The sequence below is a fragment of the Campylobacter sp. IFREMER_LSEM_CL2101 genome (assembly GCF_025771825.1).
Taxonomy (GTDB): domain Bacteria; phylum Campylobacterota; class Campylobacteria; order Campylobacterales; family Campylobacteraceae; genus Campylobacter_D; species Campylobacter_D lari_C.
Window position 1 is genome coordinate 24,381 of record NZ_JAKMQZ010000003.1, and the last position, 20,359, is coordinate 44,739.

Below are 20,359 nucleotides of genomic sequence, written 5' to 3' on the forward strand. Positions count from 1 at the left end.
TTATTTTTCATTACATAAACTTAAAACATATGAGCTTAATTTTTCCTCACTAAATCCAAAATGCTCAAATACATCTTTATCTTTACCACTCTCACCAAAACTTTCTATACCATAAAGCTCATCACAAATTCTATAAAGCTCGTTTGAATTTGCAGCTTCCACGCCTATAACCTTACCTTGTAAAATTCTTTCTTTATAAGATTTTTCTTGAGCGATGAATAACTCATAACAAGGCATAGAAACTACATTAGCAATCACACCTTTTTCTTTTAAAGCCTTAGCTACTTTTAAACACAATGATACTTCACTACCACTTGCTAAAAGTGTAAATTGCGCATTTGCGTTTTCTTTTAATAAATAAGCCCCATTTTCCACATCTCCAAAAACAGGCTCACTTAAAGCGCTTAATTTTTGACGCGATAAAACAAAAACACTTGGCATATTAGTTTTAAGTGCAATCTGCCATGCTTTGACATTTTCAACCCCATCAGCTACTCTAAATGTTAATGAGTTTGGCATAGCTCTAAAAGTGCTAAGTTGCTCTATAGGTTGGTGTGTTGGACCATCTTCGCCAACCCCTATACTATCATGAGTAAAGATGAAAAAATGTTTAGCCCTCATCAAAGCTGCTATTCTTGCAGCAGGTTTTAAATACTCACTAAATATAAAAAAGGTAGCACAATAAGGTAAAAACAAACCATATCTAGCAAAAGCATTTGATATAGCAGCCATTGCATGCTCTCTTATGCCATAGTGGATATTTTTTCCATTTGGAAAATCGCCCATATCTTTTAGTTCAGTTTTATTTGATGGACCTAAATCTGCACTACCACCTAAAAATCCCGGTAAAGCTTTAGCGATAGCATTTAAAATCATACCATTGCTATCTCTAGTAGCTAGATCTTTTCCTTTAAAATCAGGAAATTGTATTTTTGAAAAATCAGGCTCTAAAAGCTCTTTTAATAAAGCTTGTTTTTCTGCATTTAAATTTTGCACTTTTTGATTCCATTTAGCTTGTGCTAAATCTCCAAGTTCTATTGCGGCATTAAAGCGAATTTTAACTTCTTCTGGAATTTCAAAAGTTTTTTGTGGATCAAAACCTAAAGCCTCTTTTGCCTTTTTAATAAGCTCTTCACCCAAAGGCGCTCCGTGAGAATGATGGCTTCCTTCAAGCTCTAAAGCTCCTTTAGCTATGGTAGTATGAGCAATGATTAAACAAGACTTTTTACTTTCTTTAGCTGTTTTTAATGCTAAATCAATTTGCTCAAAATCATGCCCATCTATCTCAAGCACTTCAAAATTTTGCGCTCTAAAACGCTCTTTTACATTTTCATTAAAGGCAATAGCCACATCACCTTCGATTGAAATATTATTACTATCATAAATGATGATTAAATTATCAAGTTTGTGAAGTCCTGCCAAAGAACAAGCTTCATAAGAAATTCCTTCTTGCAAATCCCCATCACCACACAAACAATATACTTTGTGATTGATAATATCCTCGCCCAAAAGCAAACTTGCTTTTTTAGCTGCCATAGCAAAACCAACCGCATTTGCAATGCCTTGTCCTAAAGGTCCTGTAGCAATTTCAACGCCTGGAGTGAAAATTTCAGGGTGACCTGGGGTTTTAGAGTGTAATTGACGGAAATTTTTTAAATCTTCTAAACTTACATCATAACCACTCAAATGCAAAAAGCTATAAAGTAAAGCACTAGCATGACCGCCTGAAAAGACTAATCTATCGCGGTTTAACCATGTAGGATCTTTTGGATTATGCACTAAATGAGTACTTAAAACACTCATAATATCTGCTAAACCCATAGGTGCACCTGGATGGCCTGAATTTGCTTTTTGTATCATATCCGCACATAAAAATCTTATAGTGTTGGCTTGTTTTTGTAACATTGTTTAACCTTTTAAATATTTATCAATCAAAATTTGAAGCTCATTAGCAAGCTTAGAGTCTAAATTTTTTATTTTTTCTTCGCATAATGCAATTTTATCATCTTTTGCCTTTTTAGCACCTTCTAAACCCAAAAGTTTTACAAAAGAATTTTTATGCAAATCATTATGAGTTGGTTTTCCTGCTTCTTGGGTATCTAAAGTCGCATCGATAATATCATCTTTGATTTGAAAAACTAATCCTATCAAAAGCCCTATTTCATAAATTTGCTCGCATTCTTTTTCATCTAACTCACAAATTTCACAACCCATTTTTAAAGCTGCCGCAATTAATCTTGCAGTTTTATGAATATGTAAAAACTCAACTTGTTCTAAATTTAAAGGTGTATCTTCAAAATAACAATCAATAGCCTGCCCAATAATCATACCATTAAGCCCTGCATTAAAAGCTAAAGTTTCTATGAGTTTTAATCTAACATTTTCTTTTAAATCAAGTCTTGAAAGTAGTAAAAAAGCTTCAGTATTTAAAGCATCGCCTACTAAAATAGCTGTGGTTTCATCATATTTTTTATGTAAGGTTTGCTTTCCTCTGCGTAAAGAAGCATTATCCATAGCGGGTAAATCATCATGTATTAAAGAGTAAGTATGGATAAATTCCAAAGCCAAAGCCGCATTTAAAGCCTTTTCAAACAAAGCAGGATTTTTAGCATTCACTATCCCCAAAAGAAGTTGGGCTCTAAAATGCTTCCCACCAGCTTCTAACATCCATTTTAAAGCCTCATTGAAAAACGGATGAAAGCTTTGAGTTTTAGGAAAATTTTGCTCTAAATGTTGTTTGAATTTTTCTAAAATCACTTATTTAGCCTTATAAAAAAGTCAAAATACCCTTTATTAAAATGCTCAAAATCATTATTTTTCGCTGAAGGGATATTACTTGCTTGTCTTGAAACTAAAACATCAAAAGTATTAGCTTGAGTTAATATGGCTTGAAGTTCATTGAAATTGTTGATTTTTTGGTTATTAATTCTTAAAATTTTATCCCCTTTTAAAAATCCAGCCATTTGCGCTTTAGAATTTGGAGTTACCTCTGTAATATTCATTTTCATATCTACGCGCAATCCTAGATTGCTATAAAAAGAAGTCGGTTTAGTTTGAACTACTTTTTTAGGTTTAGCAAATATACCCAAATCTTTATCAAAAACTGTCGTAGAAATATTGACATCTTTGTTGTCTCTTAGCATATTAAAATACAAAGTTGCACCACGATCAGCAAATAAAATTTTCTCATTCAATTTTCTTATATCATCATACACTTGCCCATCTACACTCACAAGCTCATCATTAAGCAAAAATTGTCCGTTTTTGCGTACATTTTTAACATAAATTTTACCATCACGCATATCAAAATCCACACCTATATCACCCCAATAAACATCAGGATATTTTGCAAAGTGTTTTAAATAGCGATTACCTATAAGCTTACCATCTTCTAAACTTATACCAAGCATTTTACAACATGGCGAATTAAGCTCTCCGATTTTAGAAGTAAAATCAAGCTGATCACGTTCTGTTAAACTTTGTCCAAAATACTTCAAATGCCCTATATAGCTTTTATTGCTATCTAAAATTCCCACCCAGCTATTGCGTGTTAATTCTTCTTCATTTCCCATAGGCGCAGGGATTAAACTAAAATCTGTTTTTACTAAATATAAATTTAAAAAAGGATCATACTTAGTATAACTGTTTAATTTCGCATTTTTAGTTTTAACTACTGCTAGGGTGTTTTCATTTAAAGCAAAAGCAGGTAAGCCCTCGTAAATTAACATACTAGCTTTGTTTTTTTCATAACAACCCAAAAAATCATTAAAAGTCGGTCTTGGCACAGCAAAAAGCACACAAGTTATACCCAAAATACAAAGTAAAATTCTCATAGCATTCCCATTCCGCTAAATAAATTACTAGCCATTGATTTTTTATTTTGCTCTACCATTTTCATCACATCATTCATCGCTGCTATTAATAAAATTTGCATAGATTCTTTATCTTCAAGCAAAGAATCATCAATATTTATATCGATGATTTCACCTTTTCCATTAGCACTAACTTTTACTAAACCACCGCCACTTTTTGCGCTAAATTCTTTTTTTAAAGCTTCTTGCTCTAATTCATTTGCTTTTTCTTGAGCCTTAGTTAAAAGCTCGCCCATTTTAGAAAAATCCATATTTTCAAACATTTATTTTCCTTCTTTTAATATCTCTAATACTACTTCTTTATCATTAAAAGGATATTTTACACCCTTAATCTCTTGATAAGTTTCATCGCCCTTGCCTAAAATCACTACAAAATCATTTTTAGTTTTAAGCTCTAATGCTTTTTTTATCGCTTCTTTTCTATCGCATTCTATAAAAACGCTCTCATCTTTTTCTATACCACTTAAAATATCATTAATGATATCCATAGGCTCTTCTGAGCGTGGATTATCACTTGTGATGATGAGTTTTTTGGCATAGTGTTTGGCGATTTTAGCCATTAATGGGCGCTTAGTTTTATCCCTATCTCCCCCTGCTCCAAAAACCACAATCAAATCACGATATTTTAAAGCATCTAAAACCTTTTCTATGCCATCAGGTGTATGAGCAAAATCTACAATCACATCTTTTACAACCACTTGCATTCTACCCTCAATGCCACCAAAATTACTAATGGCTTTTTCAAGCTCTTTTAAATTTGGCTTAACAAGTTCATTCACACAAGCACTTGCAGCCAAAAGATTATAAAGATTAAAAAGCCCTACTAAAGAAGAGTCAATCATAAAAGTTTCTTTGCCAAAATTTACCACAGCTTCAATGCCATTTTTTAAAGCATAAGCTTTGATATGATAATAACTTGGATTTTCTACTCCATAAGTAAAAGCACCTTTGACATTAAAATTTATAGCTTTTGCGTCTTTATTAATAAATTTCATACACTCATCAGTAAAAAAACTTTCTTTTGCCACTTGGTAGTTTTGAAAGTTTCCATGAAAATCTAAATGATCTTGAGTGATATTAGTAAAAATTTTAGCCTTAAACTCAAGCCCTTCGATACGGTTTTGTACCAAAGCATGTGAGCTTACTTCCATAATTAAAAATTCACATTTTTCCTTACTTGCTAAAGATAAAAGCTCTAAAGTTTGCAAAATAGGAGCAGTAGTTAAGCCTTTTGGAGTGATATTTTTATCATTTATAAAACTACCCCTAGTTCCCATCAAGGCACATTTATAACCTAAATCAAGCAATATAGAGTAAATAGCCCCCGCAGTAGTTGTCTTACCATTTGTGCCTGTAATGCCTATGATTTTTATATTTTCATCTATATTTAAAAGTTTCTTGCACTCAGTTATATTTATAATTTTTGCTTGTTTTTCTAAAGCTTGATGAAGAAATTTTTCATTTTGAGCAGTTTTTAAGAAAAAACAATCTTTTTCACATTCATTAGAATTATCACAAATGAAAGTATTTTCAATCTTTACTATCATAATTTAATTCCTTGATTTTCTCACTAAGTTTGATAAATCTATAATTAGAATAAAAATGCACCGAAACATCTTCCATATAGGCTACAAGCATATCTTTATAACCATGCTCTAAAAGTTTTTCTAAAAAATCCACAAAATCTTCTTTATCATTAATGATAAGTTTATTTGATATTATAACATTTTCCAAAGCTTGTTTAAACCCAACTTTTGCTTCACTAAGTAAAAAATCTTGATAACTCAAACCCTCAAAGTCTTCACTATCTTCTTCAAACTGCACACTTTGACTAAGATTAATAAGTTTTTCTAAGTCTTTATCTACTTTAGTATTTTTATAATTTTGCATAAAAAACTCAAAAAAAACAAAGGCTTCTTCAGGACTTTTTAAAGCTAAATCGCAAATATTAATAAAAGTTAAAAGTCTTTTATTTTTACGCTTTTCATAAGCAAGAGAAAAATACATCTTAGCGTTTTTAAAATCTTTTTTATAAAAGCATTCTATGGCTATTTTTTTATAATTTTGCAAATTCGCTTTCCCCACCTGCTAAATTTACTATAGTTATATCTGGGTGTATGTCGATTTTAAGCTGTTTTTCTAAGCCATATTTCAAAGTTGTTCCACTAGCTGGACAACCATGACAAGCTCCGGTTAGCTTCACATAAACCACACCATTTTTAACCCCTAAAAAATCAAGCCCACCACCATCATTTTCTAAAATATGCATAGTTTTAGCCAAGCTTGCTTTTACAGGTTCGACTAATTCCTCATCGCTAAAAGGCATATTCATAACTTTTCCTTGATTATTTTTTAGTTTAATTTTATCTTATTTGCCTTTAAAAAATGTAAATTATTGTTTATTTTAGACTTTTTGCTATACAATGGTAAAAATATTTTAGGATTTTTTATGCAAAAACGCACTCAAATAAAAGGTTTTGAAAAGCTCAAACTCATTTTTATATTAGGCTTTTTATCTGCTATAGCACCACTTTCAACTGATATGTATTTGCCTGCTTTAAATGAGGTAGAAAAAAGCTTTCAAACAAATTCTTTTTACACTCAACTTTCTCTTGCAAGTTTTTTTATAGCCTTTTCTTTGGGTCAGCTTTTTTATGGGCCATTAAGTGATGTATATGGCAGAAAAAAACCTTTATATATAGGACTTTTTCTTTTTATTTCTTCAAGTATTGCTTGTGTTTTAGTTGATTCCATTCATGCTTTTATAGCTTTGCGTTTTTTTGAAGCTTTGGGAGGTTGTGTGGGTGTAGTTGTAGCAAGAGCTATAGTAAATGATGTTTTTGAGCTTAAAGAAGCAGCAGGAGTTTATGCTTTAATGATGGTTTTTACTTCTTTAGCTCCTATGCTTTCCCCTACTTTTGGTGGGATTTTGCTTGAGTTTTTTTCTTGGCGTAGTATATTTTTGACATTATTTATCTTAGGTTTTATTTTATTTTTACTTGTTATTTTTGCCTTAAAAGAAAGTAATCACAACACTCAAGGTAAAAAATTTAATCACAAAGAAGTTGCAAAAAGTTACAAAAAAATCTTAAAAGATCGTCGTTTTGTGGTGTATTTGCTTTGTGGGAATTTAATCTTTGCAGGATTTTTTGCTTATTTAACTGGCTCATCTTTTGTTTTTACGCGTGTTTTTGAACTCAGCCCTCAACAATACGCAGCCCTTTTTGGAGCCCATGCTTTAAGTTTTGTTGTATGTGCTAATATAAACGCAAGGATAGTTCTTAAACTCTCGCCTTATTATGTTTTACCAAGAGCGCTTATGATGATTACTTTTTTAACCTTTTTACTCATTTTAGGGGCAACTTTTGATCTAGGTTTTTGGGCTTTTGAAATTCCTTTGTGTTTAATCATAGCAAGTTTGGGTTTTATCCTGCCAAATACCACCACTTTAGCTATGGCAAGATCAAAACAAAATGCAGGTAGTGCTTCAGCACTCTTAGGGGCAGCACAATTTGCTATGGCAGGAGTAATGGCATTTTTAGTAAGTCTTTTAAATGCTAATACACCTATATTTTTATCACTTATTTTAGGAACTTGTACATTTTTATCTTTGATTTCTTATCTAAGTTTAATCAATAAAAGAAAGTTAAATAAAATCAAAAAGAAGTTAAGCGTGATTTCTCACGCTTAATTAAGCAATATTTTTGAAAAGATTCACTGACTATATCGAACCTTTTTCAAAAAACTTTATATCAATAAACAATATTTATATTTTTCTTGATAATTTTAGTGTTTTTGATCATGATAGCAAACAAAAATATTTTAAATTTACAATGATTAAAACTATTAATAGATGATTAGCTTTATAAATTTTTATTTTAACTTGTCGATATGCAAATCATGCTACTCACTCCTTAAGGCAAAAAAGAAGTGAGTTAGCAATAGATTGAAGGCTTCAAGGCTATCAAGTATTACAAGGCTACCTCGATAACCTTGTAAAGCTTGATCCCAAGGTTTCTAAAACCTTGGGTTAAAATTATTGTTTTAATTGAAGCAAAGTATTTAAAAGCTGATCGCTTGTAGTAATCGTTTTTGAGTTTGCTTGATAACCCCTTTGGATTACGATAAGCTCAGTTAATGCACGACTTAAATCCACGTTTGACATTTCTATAGCTGAGCCTTTTAAGCCCCCTCTACCACCTTCACCAGCATGACCTATAGTAGGTGTTCCTGAGTTTGCTGTCGCTTTGAAAAGGTTATTACCCATTTCTTCAAGACCCATGTTATTTGGGAAAGTAGCTAGAGCAACCTTAGCTAGAGCTAGAGTTTTACCATTTGTAAATTCTCCATAGATATAACCATTTTCATCAGTTCTTAATGCGTCTGGCTTTAAGTTACCCCCTGTGTAACCGTCTGTTTCTTGTTTGGTGGTAGCTGAGTCTTTATCATAGCTTGTTAAACCATCAAAACCACCTGTTGTACCAAAGTCAAGTTTTATAACTTGATCAGGTTTTGAGCCGTTATTTCCGGTGAAATTTAATACATTTGGTGTATAGCTTTGAAGTGAGCCATCATTACCAAATCTTAAATTTCCTACTACTATGTTTCCTGGAGCACCATCGCCACTAAAATTTATCTCTGCAGGCTCAGGTACTGAGATGATGATAGACCATTCAGCCCCACCATCTGCTGTTTTACTTTGCTTAGTAAATTGCACAGTTAGCTCATGTCTAGTTCCTAATGAGTCAAAAATTTCTATACTAGCAGTATGCGCTGAAAGATACATGTCTTGAGAGTATTTTTCATTATTACCTGCATTGAAATTTCCATCTAAAGCGCTAAACATAGCTGTGAATTTATCATTTGTGGCGATTTTATTTACCTCATCTGAAAAACCCGTAACTTTAAAAGTCATATCCTTAGAATTTGTCCCTTTAGGATTGGTGATTTTAAATCTACCATCACTTTCTACTACTACTTCAACTAAAGGATTTGCATCTTCACCAACACCTTGCCCATTACCGGTTGCATTTTCTAAACTTCCATCGCCATCATAATCTACACCCCATCTTGCATCTCTTTGTAAAAGCTCCCTTAAATCTTCCGTAGTGTGAAAAACTCTTTGTCCATTTACTGTAGGCATATTTTGTGGCGGGTTGTTGCTTGGATTAGGATTTGGTCCTATATCTACACTATTTGGACTATAAATATATTCATGAGCTGTTACAACCTGAACAGAAGTTTTAGCTGTCCCATTTACTGGATCATTATCTGTTGTTCCTAGCCAAGCCCTACGTGCAGTACCTTGCAAAGTTAATACATTGTTTAAAGGGTCTGTTTGGGGATTTCCATTAGTTTGAATTTGTCCACCTGCTGTAGTATCACCATGTACAACAATATCCAAATTTTTAGATTTAGCTGTAGTTCCTGTGCTATTATCATTGGTAAAAGTGATTTGTCCATTTACCACCGAAGCTACTACACCAGTTTCAGCTGTCTTAGCATTAATAGCGTTGATAAAAGTTTCTTGACCTACACCTTCTGCTTGAATATTTACACCATTAATAGTAATATTCAATTTTGCAGCATGAGTTGTTTCACCATCTTTAAAACCCCAATATGTATATTGAGTATCTGCTTGCCATTTTGCTCTATCTTGTGGTAAATCAGCGTGCATTTTAACATTTGAAGTATGTTTGGCATCAGCATAACTTACCCATATACCTTGACCACTTCTTAAATTTAAACCCTCACCTTGAGCATTAAACACTACACCCATATCTACACCTTTTTCAGTTACTTGGGCTCCACTTTTTGAAGTAGTGTAAAACTCAGTATGGCCAGTATCATTTTCATCTATAGCCGTTCCTGTATCAGCTCTAAAACCGTGTTGAGAATCAAGAGCATAGATAGGACGCTTAGCAGAAGCATTCATACCCAAAGTATTACCACTATCTAAATTTGCTGTAAGACTTACTGAAGTACTTGGTTTAGCAGGCATACTCATACCAGGTGGGATCACGATATCTGTTACTGATTTAGAAGAGTCAATTTGACCTGTTTCTTGATTATAATTCCAACCTTGAACGGTATAGCCATTATTATCTACGAAATTTCCTACTGCGTCTGTTTTAAAGTCCCCTGCACGAGTAAAAAACTGTGTTGTGCCACCATCATTTGAAACGATGAAAAATCCGTCCCCATTAATAGCCATATCGGTGTTTTTGTCTGTAGTTTGGATATTACCTTGAGAGTGAATTCTAGTAGTAGAATTTACACCCGCACCAAGTCCAACTTGCATAGGGTTTTTACCACCTAGGTTGCCATCTGGAGCTGTAGCTATCTTAGAAGTTTGGCTCATAAGCGTTGAGAAATCCGCACGAGAATACTTAAAACCAAATGTATTAACATTTGCTATGTTGTTACCTTCTACATCCATTGCGTACTGGTGTGCTTGGAGTCCTGAAACCCCAGCCCAAAGAGATCTCATCATAATTAAATCCTTTAAAAAATATTGCTTTGTGAATATCTCACAATCTTCTATTGCTTAGCCAAGATAAAGCAATAAGTGTTCCAAAATACAAATAAAATGAAATTAAAAAGTAGAAAATAAATCAAAAATTAGGTTTTAATGTGTAAAGTTTTTTTAAAATTACTCGATATAGTCAGTGAATCTTTTCAAAAATATTGCTTAATTAAGCGTGAGAAATCACGCTTAACTTTTATTTCTTTCTTTTAATTTAGCAATCACATCATTTAAACTCAAATCCGCATCAGCTAATAACACTTCTAAATGATAAAGTAAATCAGCTGCTTCATTTATAAGCTCATCTTTGTCTTTAATAGTAGCAGCTAAAGCCGTTTCAACGCCTTCTTCGCCTACTTTTTGTGCTATGCGTTTAGTGCCTTTTGAAAAAAGCTCAGCCGTATAAGAAGAACTTGCGCAAGTGTTTTTACGCGAATTAATCAGTCTTTCAAGACGCGATAAAAATACAAAATCAGCCTTTTTAGAAAGTGTTTCAAAACAAGAAGTATCACCCGTGTGACAAGTAGCCCCGCTAGGTTTAACTAAAATCAAAATACAATCTCTATCACAATCAAGCCCCATATCTATGATATGTAAAAAATTCCCACTTTGCTCCCCTTTCATCCACAAACGCTCTTTAGTGCGTGAATAAAACACAACCTTTTGATGCTTAAAACTCTCTCTTAATGCCTCTTCATTCATAAAACCTTGCATTAAAACTTCACAAGAATGATAATCTTGAATAATCACAGGAACAAGGTTATTAACCTTTTGCCAGTTAATGCTTTTTATGAATTCTTCTTCATTTATCTTCATAGCTTTTCCTTTAAATACGAATTTGTATGCCTTGATCTTTTAAAAATAGTTTTAATTCTTTAATATCTATAAGTTTTTTATGAAACACTGAAGCTGCTAAAGCTCCATCAACACCAAGTTTAAAAACGTCTAAAAAATGCTCTTTAGCTCCTGCACCACCGCTTGCTACTAAAGGCACAGGGCAAATTTGTCTAACTTTAGCAAGTTGATCGAGATCATAACCCTTTCTCATGCCATCTTGATTCATCATATTTAGCACGATTTCACCTGCTCCTAGCTCGCATACTTGCTTTACCCACTCTAGTGTTTTTTTACCGCTATGATGAGATTTGCTCTCATCTCCGGTGTATTTATAGACTAAAAGCTCGTTGTTTTCATCTTTAAAAGTATCTATACCTACAACTACACATTGCACTCCAAAGCTTTTTGCAAGGCGTGAGATTAAATCAGGATCATTTAAAGCAGGGGAATTAATAGAAATTTTATCAGCACCATTTGCTAAAAGCTCTTTTGCGTCATCTTCACTTTTTATACCCCCTGCAACGCAAAATGGTATAGAGATATTTTGTGCTACCTTGCTTACCCAAGTTCTATCAATGCGCTCATTTTTAGCTGAAGCGGTTATATCATAAAATACAAGCTCATCAATGCCATTTTGTGAGTAAAATTTAGCAAGCTCGATGATATCGCCCATATCTTCATGGTTTTTAAACTGCACCCCTTTAACCACTCTACCATCTTTTACATCTAAACATGCAATTATGCGTTTTGCAAGCATTCTTTAGCCTCCTTTATGCTAAATTCTTTATCAAGCAAGGCTTTACCTACGATGATACCACTTACTATGCCATTTAACTTTTTAAAATCTTCTAAGCTCGCCACGCCTCCACTTGCTTGGGTTTGTAAATGTGGGAATTTCTCATGCAAAGTTTTATATAAAGTGATATTTGCTCCACTCATCGTGCCATCTTTAGAAATATCTGTGCATAAAATATGCTTTACATCTTTATAAAAATTTAAAAGCTCAAATAATTTTTCATCGCTTGTTTTACTCCATGCATCAACAGCCACAAAAAACTCATCTTTAACGCAAATACTATCAAGCGCTAAGACTATATTTTCTACGCCAAATTCGCTCAAAAGCTCTTGTGTAAAGGCTTTATTTTTAACCGCTAAAGAGCCTATAACTACGCGTTTAACACCGCTATCAAACAAAGCTTTAACCTCATCTTTAGTGCGAATTCCCCCACCTACTTGAAGATTTACTTTGATTTTAGAAGCTAGATTTTCTATGAGTTTTAGTTGTCTTTTACTAGGATCTTTTGCACCGCTTAAATCCACCAAATGAAGCCAAGCAATGCCTTGAGCCTCATACTCTTGAAATTTAGCTAAAGGATCAAAACTGTATTCTTGCTTTTTAGTATAATCTCCTTTATAAAGCCTTACTACTTTGCCATCTATTAAGTCTAATGCTGGAATGATTTGAGTTTGCATTTTTACCTACATATTTATGAAATTTTTTAATAATACTTCACCCGCTTCGCCACTTCTTTCAGGGTGAAACTGCACGCCATAAAAATTGTCTTTGTTTAAACTTGCACTAAATTTAGTAGAATACTCACACTCTGCGATGGTGTATTCATTTAACCCCACACAATAACTATGCACAAAATAAAAATAAGCCCCATCTAAACCTTTAAAAAGCTCATGTGAGCTAAAGACTTGATTCCACCCCATATGCGGGAAAGTAAAATTTACTTTTTCTTGGAATTTTTGTGTATCAAAAGGCATAATGCCAAGTGTTTTTTGGTGTAATTCTTCTGAAAATTTACCCAGAATTTGCATACCAAGACAAATACCTAAAAGTGGTTTTGTGGTAGTTTGGATAAAATTTTCTAAATTAAGTGCTTGTAGATTAGCCATTGCTTTAGCTGCTGTGCCAACACCAGGAAGCAAAAGCTTATCTGCTTGTGAGAGTTCTTTTAAATCGTGTGTGATGATACTTTTTTGCCCTAAACGCTCGAGTGCAAAAGCAAGTGAAGCTAAATTCGCACAACCTGTATCTATAATAGCTAGTTTCATATCATTCTCTCTTGAAATAAATTTGCTTTTGTTAAAACTTTCAAGTCGTTAATCTTGTTTTTAATCATTTGAAAATTTTTCTCTAACTCTATTTTACGATTTACAGAAATTTTAATAAATTCATCTTCTTTTTCAAAACCTATAAATTTTCTATTTAATAAATTAGCTGCAATCCCTGTAGTCGAACTTCCACTAAACGGATCGCAAATTAACGAATTTTCATTACTTGCCATTAAAATTAATCTAACAAGTAAGGGTAGTGGCTTTTGGGTGGGGTGTTTGCCATTATTTTTTTCCCACGGAGCTATAGCGCTAAATTGCCACACATCTCGCATTTGCTTATTTTCATTTAATTTTTTCATCAACCCATAATTAAATATATGTTTATGTTTAGGACTTTTTCTAGCCCATATAATTTGTTCTGTAGAATGAGTTAAGTATCTACAGGAAAAATTAGGCGGTGGGTTAGTTTTTTGCCAAGTAATAATATTTAAAATTTTAAAATCAAGTTTTTGTAAAATTCTGCCAAGAGAGAAAATATTATGATAAGTTCCGCTTATTAAAATACTTCCAGTATCTTTAAGTGCTATTTTTGCATTTGAAAGCCATTTTAAGTTAAACTCATCTATTTTTTCAATATCATCACCTTTATCCCATTGCCCCTTATTTACACTTACTATTTTACCACTTTGGATACTCAAACCATCATTAGATAAAAAATAAGGGGGATCTGCAAAGATTAGATCAATTTGATTTTTAAATTGAGGTAATAATTTATTACAATCATCTTGATAAAGCTGAAAAAGTTTATCTTTACTTGTAAAAATAGACTTAGACATTTTTTACCTTTAAGATAAAATCATTAATATTGGAAAGATTATAAATTTCTACTTTTTCATAAGCTTCTTCAAGTTTATTTTTTGCATCTAGCCAACCATATCCATCTGTAATCCATATAAATTCATATTGAGGAAATTGATCGAATTTTGGAGCTAATTCTTGATAGGCTCTAGCGACTTCATTTAATTTACTCCCTCCACTAGTATAAAAATTACACTCTATACAGTAAATTTTATCTGAAGTAAAAATCACAAAATCAAATTTTTTAACATCTAAGCCAAATATTTTTTCTATCTCTTTTAAATCTTCTATTTTAACCTGTTTTTTAAAATTTAATTTAAAGTTTGTAAAAATATTACTTATTAAATTTTCCATAGCATTACCGCTACGATTTTTTCTAGCATTAGTATCAAGTCCTACTTCTACTCCAAAAACAAAATCATTTAAATCTTTAATTTTTTTATTAAAAAATATTACAAACAGTCCACTTTCATAAATAAACTCATAAATTTTATGTGGCGTTTTTAAATAAGAATTCATGTTACATATTTGGCCAAAGCTGTTAAATAATTTTTCATTATCAGCATCTCTAACTGCAATTAATAAAGGTAAAACACTAAAAGCTTTTGGATATTCTTTGAAAAGTATTTCAATTTTTCCTTTAAGTTCATTATCTCCAACACCTAATAATAAATTTAAATGATTTAAAGCGATTTCAATTTCATCTTTATTTTTCAAACATTTTTCCCAATCTACATAAAAATCTAAATGTCTATTTGTAGCTTGCAAACTATTTATAAATTTTTCAAAACTAAGTTTATTTTTCATATCACTCCTTTAGAGCTTGCTAGGTTTTCATTTTCTATTTTTATAGCCATTTTTAAAGCTCTTGCAAAGGCTTTAAAAAGTCCTTCGGCTTTGTGATGATCGTTTTTGCCTTTAACTTTTAAATGCAAACTCGCACCCATAGCATAGCTTAGTGAGTAGAAAAAATGCTCTATCATTTCTGTGCTTAATTCTCCAAGCTTTTCTTTTTTAAACTTAGCCTTATAAACTAAATGCGGTCTATTGCAAAAGTCAATCGCACAACTTGCCAAGCACTCATCCATAGGCAAAACAAAGCCATATCTTGCAATGCCTATTTTTTGATCTAGTGCGCTTTTAATAGCCTCGCCCAAAGCAAGTGCAACATCTTCTACGCTGTGATGTTCATCAACTTCTAAATCTCCTTTGCATTTTATCTCTAAAGATATATTTGCATGCGTAGCAATCTGCTCTAACATATGATCAAAAAATGCGATATTTGTTTTTATATCAGCTTTTGCTTTTTCATTAAAAGCTATTTTAACTTGAATTTGAGTTTCTTTGGTATTACGCTCTATACAAGCACTGCGGTAATTTTGCAAGATAAAATCAGCGATTTGTTCCCAGTTAAAATCGTTTTTATCATATTTTAAACCTTGAATTCCAAGATTTTGTGCCAAAAGCATATCGCTGTCTCTATCGCCTATAACAAAACTTTTGGTTTTATCATAAAGTCTATTTTTGATATAGTTTTCAAGCATGGCAGTTTTTGGCTTCCTGCAGGCGCAATTTTCATACTCAAAATGCGGGCATATAAAAATATCTTCAAATTCTATGCCACAACTTTGAAAAACACTTAGCATTTTTTCATGAGCTTTGTCAAAATTTTCCTTAGGAAAAGAATTTGTGCCTAGGCCATCTTGATTACTCACCATAACAAATTTAAAACCAAAATTTTTTAACTTTAAAAGTGCATTGATAGCACCTTTTTCAAACTCAAGTTTTTCTAAAGAATCGATTTGAAAATCATCTTTTGGCTCATCAATGAGCGTGCCATCTCTATCAATAAATAAAATTTTTGCACTCATTTTAGACTTTCTAATCTTAAACTCACGGCATTTTTATGCCCATCAAGCCCTTCAGCTGCTGCTAAAATTTCTACCACAGACCCAAGTTTTTTAAAGCCTTCTTTGCTAAGTTCTTGTACAGTCATTCTTTTCATAAAATCAGCAAGCCCTAAAGAAGAATAAGACTTAGTAAAACCATAAGTTGGTAATACATGATTTGTCCCACTTGCATAATCTCCCATAGATTCTGGAGAATACTCACCTAAAAATACCGAACCTGCATGCATAATATCATCAAGCAAGCTAGATGGATTTTGTGTATGAATGATCAAATGCTCGGGTGCATAGTCATTTGAAATACTTATGGCATGTTTTATATCTTTTGCAAGAATGATTTTAGAGTGTGCTAAAGATTTTGAAGCAATTTCTTTACGCGAGAGTTTTTCAAGCTGTAAAGCAACTTCACTATCTACTTCTTTGGCTAATTTTTCACTTGTGCAAACTAAAATCGCTTGAGAATCTGCTCCATGCTCAGCTTGTGAGAGTAAATCCGAAGCTATAAATTTAGCATTAGCAAACTCATCTGCTAAAACTAACACTTCAGAAGGCCCTGCTTGCATATCAATAGCTACTCCATGATTATTAACTTGCTTTTTGGCTTCAGTTACAAAGGCATTTCCTGGGCCAAAAATTTTATCTACTTTTTGCACACTTTGCGTTCCATAAGCAAGCGCTGCTATGGCTCCTGCTCCACCTATTTGATACACTGCATCAACTTCGCAAAGTTTTGCTACAAAAGCAATGGCAGGGTGTAGTGGTGCTGGGGAAGCTAAGGCTATGAATTTACATTTTGCAATTTTAGCAGGGATAGCTAGCATGAGTGCAGTTGAAAAAAGTGGTGCTAAGCCTCCTGGTATATAAAGCCCTACTTTTTCAATGGCTCTTGTTAGCACCTTGCAAGTTACCCCTTCAAAGGTTTGAACTTCTATAGTTTGGCTTTCTTGAGCTTTGTGGAATTTATAGATATTTTCATAAGCTATTTTAATAGCTTGTTTTAACTCATCATCAATTTGCTCTGCTAAATTACCAAGCTCTTCATCGCTTAGTTTAATGGAATTTAACTCTACTTTATCAAATTTTACAGCCATTTGTTTTAAAGCTTCATCGCCATTTATTTTGACATCTTCAATGATTTGTTCTACTATGGTTTTAACCTGTGCATTAGCGCTTATAGCAGGACGCTTGAGTGCTAATTCTTGTTCGCTTTGGTTTAATTTTTCAAAATCAAGTATTTGCATTTTTATCCTTTAAGAGAGCATTTTTTCAATAGGTAAAACTAAAATCGCACTTGCACCTTCTTTTTTTAAAGCTTCCATAGTTTCCCAAAATAAATTTTCTTGACTTACCATATGTAGCGCCACTCTAGCTTTATCATTTTCTAAAGGTAAAATCGTAGGTTTTTCAACACCTGGTAATAAAGCTGTGATTTTTTCTAGCTTTTCAATAGGAGCATGCAACATGATGTATTTTGACTCTCTTGCTTGCATAACTCCATGAATTCTAATGAGTAATTTATCGATTAATTCTTGTTTATGTGAAGCTAAACTTTCTTTTCTTTGGATAATACAAGCTTTTGATTTATAAATTACCATAACTTCTTTAAGTCCATTTGCTTTTAAAGTAGCACCACTTGAAACTAAATCACAAATTCCATCAGCTAAATTTGCACTTGGTGCTACTTCAACTGAGCCTGTTAGCATACAAGTTTTATAAGGAATGTTATTTTCTTCCATAAAACGCTTTAAAAGCTGTGGATAAGAAGTTGCTATGCGTAAATTTTTAAAACTTTCTATACCTTTATACTCGCTATTTTCTGGCAATGCTAAAGACAAACGACACCCACCAAAATCAAGCTTTTTAAGCATTATAAAATCTGCATTTTCGTTTTTTGATTTTCTTTCTAACTCATTTTCTTCTAAAACATTTTCTCCGACTATGCCAAGATCTACTACCCCATCAAAAATTAATCCTGGTATATCATCATCTCTTACTCTAAGTAAATCAATAGGTAAATTTGTAGAAAAAGCAATCAAGCTTTGATCATGTATGCGAAGTTTTACGCCTATAGACTCAAGCAAGGCGATAGAATCTTTGCTTAAACGACCTGATTTTTGTATAGCTATGCGTAATCTTGAATTTTCTTGCATTTTTTTCCTTTTTTGTAGTTAAAAAGATTAATAGTAGCAAAAAATGGATAAAAATACAAAAAATAGTAAGTAAATAAATAAAAATAAGAAGTTTTTAGCCTTTAAAAAGGCTAAAAATTAAGCTACGAATTCGATGAAAGCCATTTCTGCAGCATCGCCACGGCGAATTCTTGTTTTAATAATTCTTGTATAACCACCGTTTCTATCTGCAAATTTAGGTGCGATTTCTGTTACAAGTTTATTTGTAGCTTCTTTATCTTGCAAGCTAGCAAAAACTGCTCTGTGAGCATTGAAATCACCTTTTCTTGCACGAGTGATCAATCTTTCAACATAACCTCTTAATTCTTTTGCTTTAGGTAATGTTGTTTCTATTTTACCTGCTTTAATAATAGCAATGGTAAGGTTTTTTAATAAGGCTGCACGATGAGTAGAAGTGCGACCTAACTTTCTATATCCATGTCTATGTCTCATTGATTATCCTTCATTTTGTGCTTTTAATTCTGTAATTTTTCTTTTTAGCGTTTCTTTTGCACTATCACTGAGTTTTGAATTTCCTATAGGGAAACCTATAGATTCCATTACGCTTTTAATCTCATCTAAAGATTTTTTACCTAGATTTTTTAAATCTGCAAGTTCGCTAACACTCATTAAAGCAAGCTCACCGATATAAACCACATTTGCTTTTTCTAGGCAATTAAAGCTTCTTGCACTTAAATTTAACTCAGTTATATTTTGAAGTAATTTTACATGTTCTACTTCATTATTTGGTGTTTGACTTCTTACAACGCTTTGTGCATTAGTGATTTTATCAAACACTGATAATTGTTTATACATTGCTTCTAAAGCATTTTTAAAAGCATCACTTGGTGAAATTTGACCATCGGTTGTGATTGTAAAAACAACTTTTTCATAATCTGGATTATCTTCAAAAAGCACTTTTTCTATATCGTAAACCGCATGTTTTACCGGAGTAAAGAATGCATCAAGTGCTATAAATTCAGGATCTAAGAAATTTTGAATTTCTTCAGAAGGCACATAACCTATACCTTTTTCAATGATTAAAGTAAATTCTAAATCCGCATCTTCATTAATCGTTGCAAGATAGCTATCTGCATTCACAACTTCAACAACTTCATTGTCTAAGTCTTTTCCGCAAATTTCTTTTGGTCCTTTAAAACTAAAAGTTACGATTTCTTTTTCAGAATCTGTTTTTAGTTTAAATCTTAATTTTTTTAGATTGATAATAAACAATGCTACATCTTCAAGCATACCACGCATACTATCAAATTCATGTGCTACGCCTTTGATTTTAACTCCTGTTGGAGCAAAACCTACTGTGCTTGAATAAAGCAAACGACGCAAAGGATGCGCCAAAGTAATAGCATAGCCGATTTCAAAAGGCCATGCGCTTACTTTTGCTACTGTATCACTGATATTTTCAATACTAAACTCTGTTGGTGTATAAGCAGAAGTTGTAATATGTCTCATATCAAAAACCTTTATTATTTAGAGTACAACTCAACGATATATCTTTCCTCAACTGGAATGATAACTTCTTCTCTTTCAGGTTTTCTTGTAAAAATTCCAAATCTTTTATCTTTTTCTACATCAACCCAAGCAACTATACCAGTTTGAGCAGTAAGTTCGATCGCTCTTGAAATTTGAGGATTGTTTTTGCTTTTTTCAATCACTTCAATTTTTTGACCTGCTTCTACTCTATAACTAGGAATATCCACTCTTTTACCATTTACTAAAATGTGTCCATGAGTTACAAGTTGTCTAGCAAAACGACGTGTTGTAGCAAAACCCATTCTATAAACAACATTATCAAGTCTTTGTTCTAAAAGCTGAATTAAAAGCGCACCGGTGTTGCCATCTTTTCTAGCAGCTTCACTAAATAATCTTCTAAATTGTTTTTCGCTAACTCCATACATAAATTTAGCTTTTTGTTTTTCTCTTAATTGAAGTCCGTATTCGCTGATTTTAGCTTTTCTTTGTCCATGCTGACCTGGTGCGTAAGGGCGTTTATCTAAAGCACTTTTACCTGCTAATCTTCTTTCGCCTTTCATTGCCAAGCTTACGCCAAGTCGTCTTTCTAATTTTTCTACTGGTCCTCTATATCTTGCCATTATAATTCTCCTAAAT

Annotated in this window: 21 protein-coding genes; 1 reads left to right on the forward strand and 20 read right to left on the reverse strand. The window is 32.6% G+C overall.

The features are described 5' to 3' along the window. Genes tkt through L8V88_RS02625 form a run of 7 tightly spaced genes read right to left on the reverse strand, consistent with a single transcriptional unit; the run spans nucleotide 1 to nucleotide 6,198 of the window. Nucleotides 1-1,905 carry a transketolase gene (gene tkt / locus L8V88_RS02595; RefSeq protein WP_263726676.1) on the reverse strand — a complete coding sequence of 635 codons (1,905 nt, stop codon included), beginning with the start codon at nucleotides 1,903-1,905 and terminating at the stop codon, nucleotides 1-3. A 3-nt stretch (nucleotides 1,906-1,908) separates the two neighbouring features. After that, nucleotides 1,909-2,754: a polyprenyl synthetase family protein gene (locus tag L8V88_RS02600; protein WP_263726774.1), complete on the reverse strand. Its 846-nt coding sequence runs from the start codon at nucleotides 2,752-2,754 to the stop codon at nucleotides 1,909-1,911. After that, nucleotides 2,754-3,833 (reverse strand): PDZ domain-containing protein, encoded by a 1,080-nt coding sequence (locus L8V88_RS02605; protein ID WP_263726678.1) that lies wholly within the window; start codon nucleotides 3,831-3,833, stop codon nucleotides 2,754-2,756. The genes L8V88_RS02600 and L8V88_RS02605 overlap by 1 nt, the downstream gene beginning before the upstream one ends. Then, nucleotides 3,830-4,135 carry a YbaB/EbfC family nucleoid-associated protein gene (locus L8V88_RS02610; protein ID WP_039617208.1) on the reverse strand — a complete coding sequence of 102 codons (306 nt, stop codon included), beginning with the start codon at nucleotides 4,133-4,135 and terminating at the stop codon, nucleotides 3,830-3,832. Before L8V88_RS02610 ends, L8V88_RS02605 begins: the two co-directional genes overlap by 4 nt. Continuing rightward, entirely contained in the window at nucleotides 4,136-5,419 is a 1,284-nt protein-coding gene (locus L8V88_RS02615; protein WP_263726680.1) for a UDP-N-acetylmuramoyl-L-alanyl-D-glutamate--2,6-diaminopimelate ligase, read from the reverse strand. Beyond that, on the reverse strand, nucleotides 5,403-5,942 hold the full coding sequence (locus L8V88_RS02620; protein WP_263659160.1) for a histidine kinase: 540 nt from the start codon (nucleotides 5,940-5,942) through the stop codon (nucleotides 5,403-5,405). The genes L8V88_RS02615 and L8V88_RS02620 overlap by 17 nt, the downstream gene beginning before the upstream one ends. Further along, nucleotides 5,929-6,198 (reverse strand): NifU family protein, encoded by a 270-nt coding sequence (locus L8V88_RS02625; RefSeq protein WP_263675580.1) that lies wholly within the window; start codon nucleotides 6,196-6,198, stop codon nucleotides 5,929-5,931. Before L8V88_RS02625 ends, L8V88_RS02620 begins: the two co-directional genes overlap by 14 nt. Nucleotides 6,199-6,321: 123 nt before the next feature. Between L8V88_RS02625 and L8V88_RS02630 the strand changes: the two genes are divergently transcribed. Then, nucleotides 6,322-7,563, forward strand: a complete 1,242-nt coding sequence (locus L8V88_RS02630) for a multidrug effflux MFS transporter (protein ID WP_263726681.1) — start codon at nucleotides 6,322-6,324, stop codon at nucleotides 7,561-7,563. A gap of 345 nt (nucleotides 7,564-7,908) precedes the next feature. Here L8V88_RS02630 and flgE read toward each other — a convergent pair whose 3' ends face one another. The 13 genes from flgE to rpsD all read right to left on the reverse strand — a co-directional run bounded on the left by flgE (nucleotide 7,909) and on the right by rpsD (nucleotide 20,343). Continuing rightward, nucleotides 7,909-10,365, reverse strand: coding sequence for a flagellar hook protein FlgE (gene flgE, locus L8V88_RS02635; protein ID WP_263726682.1), 2,457 nt, complete (start codon nucleotides 10,363-10,365; stop codon nucleotides 7,909-7,911). Between the two features lie 222 nt (nucleotides 10,366-10,587). Next, a complete protein-coding gene (gene hisIE, locus L8V88_RS02640) occupies nucleotides 10,588-11,214 on the reverse strand; it encodes a bifunctional phosphoribosyl-AMP cyclohydrolase/phosphoribosyl-ATP diphosphatase HisIE (RefSeq protein WP_087700818.1) in 627 nt (208 codons plus the stop codon). A 10-nt stretch (nucleotides 11,215-11,224) separates the two neighbouring features. After that, the gene (hisF, locus tag L8V88_RS02645; protein ID WP_263726683.1) at nucleotides 11,225-11,992 is read right to left on the reverse strand and encodes an imidazole glycerol phosphate synthase subunit HisF; all 768 of its coding nucleotides are present in this window, start codon (nucleotides 11,990-11,992) and stop codon (nucleotides 11,225-11,227) included. Continuing rightward, nucleotides 11,974-12,708 (reverse strand): 1-(5-phosphoribosyl)-5-[(5-phosphoribosylamino)methylideneamino]imidazole-4-carboxamide isomerase, encoded by a 735-nt coding sequence (gene hisA, locus L8V88_RS02650; protein WP_263726684.1) that lies wholly within the window; start codon nucleotides 12,706-12,708, stop codon nucleotides 11,974-11,976. Before hisA ends, hisF begins: the two co-directional genes overlap by 19 nt. Nucleotides 12,709-12,714: 6 nt before the next feature. Continuing rightward, nucleotides 12,715-13,296, reverse strand: coding sequence for an imidazole glycerol phosphate synthase subunit HisH (gene hisH / locus L8V88_RS02655; RefSeq protein ID WP_263726686.1), 582 nt, complete (start codon nucleotides 13,294-13,296; stop codon nucleotides 12,715-12,717). Continuing rightward, entirely contained in the window at nucleotides 13,293-14,135 is an 843-nt protein-coding gene (locus L8V88_RS02660) for a DNA-methyltransferase (RefSeq protein WP_263726688.1), read from the reverse strand. The genes hisH and L8V88_RS02660 overlap by 4 nt, the downstream gene beginning before the upstream one ends. Continuing rightward, nucleotides 14,128-14,964, reverse strand: coding sequence for a type II restriction endonuclease (locus L8V88_RS02665; protein WP_263726690.1), 837 nt, complete (start codon nucleotides 14,962-14,964; stop codon nucleotides 14,128-14,130). The genes L8V88_RS02660 and L8V88_RS02665 overlap by 8 nt, the downstream gene beginning before the upstream one ends. Then, nucleotides 14,961-16,028, reverse strand: a complete 1,068-nt coding sequence (gene hisB, locus L8V88_RS02670; protein WP_263726691.1) for a bifunctional histidinol-phosphatase/imidazoleglycerol-phosphate dehydratase HisB — start codon at nucleotides 16,026-16,028, stop codon at nucleotides 14,961-14,963. Before hisB ends, L8V88_RS02665 begins: the two co-directional genes overlap by 4 nt. Then, nucleotides 16,025-17,305, reverse strand: a complete 1,281-nt coding sequence (hisD, locus tag L8V88_RS02675; RefSeq protein WP_263726693.1) for a histidinol dehydrogenase — start codon at nucleotides 17,303-17,305, stop codon at nucleotides 16,025-16,027. The genes hisB and hisD overlap by 4 nt, the downstream gene beginning before the upstream one ends. 9 nt (nucleotides 17,306-17,314) lie before the next feature. Beyond that, complete coding sequence (gene hisG, locus L8V88_RS02680) at nucleotides 17,315-18,214, reverse strand: ATP phosphoribosyltransferase (RefSeq protein WP_133319147.1); 900 nt, start codon at nucleotides 18,212-18,214, stop codon at nucleotides 17,315-17,317. Between the two features lie 117 nt (nucleotides 18,215-18,331). After that, entirely contained in the window at nucleotides 18,332-18,685 is a 354-nt protein-coding gene (rplQ, locus tag L8V88_RS02685) for a 50S ribosomal protein L17 (RefSeq protein ID WP_012660847.1), read from the reverse strand. Nucleotides 18,686-18,688: 3 nt separating this feature from the next. Further along, complete coding sequence (locus L8V88_RS02690) at nucleotides 18,689-19,702, reverse strand: DNA-directed RNA polymerase subunit alpha (protein WP_039640525.1); 1,014 nt, start codon at nucleotides 19,700-19,702, stop codon at nucleotides 18,689-18,691. Between the two features lie 14 nt (nucleotides 19,703-19,716). After that, nucleotides 19,717-20,343 (reverse strand): 30S ribosomal protein S4, encoded by a 627-nt coding sequence (rpsD, locus tag L8V88_RS02695; RefSeq protein WP_039617184.1) that lies wholly within the window; start codon nucleotides 20,341-20,343, stop codon nucleotides 19,717-19,719. Nucleotides 20,344-20,359: the final 16 nt, after the last annotated feature.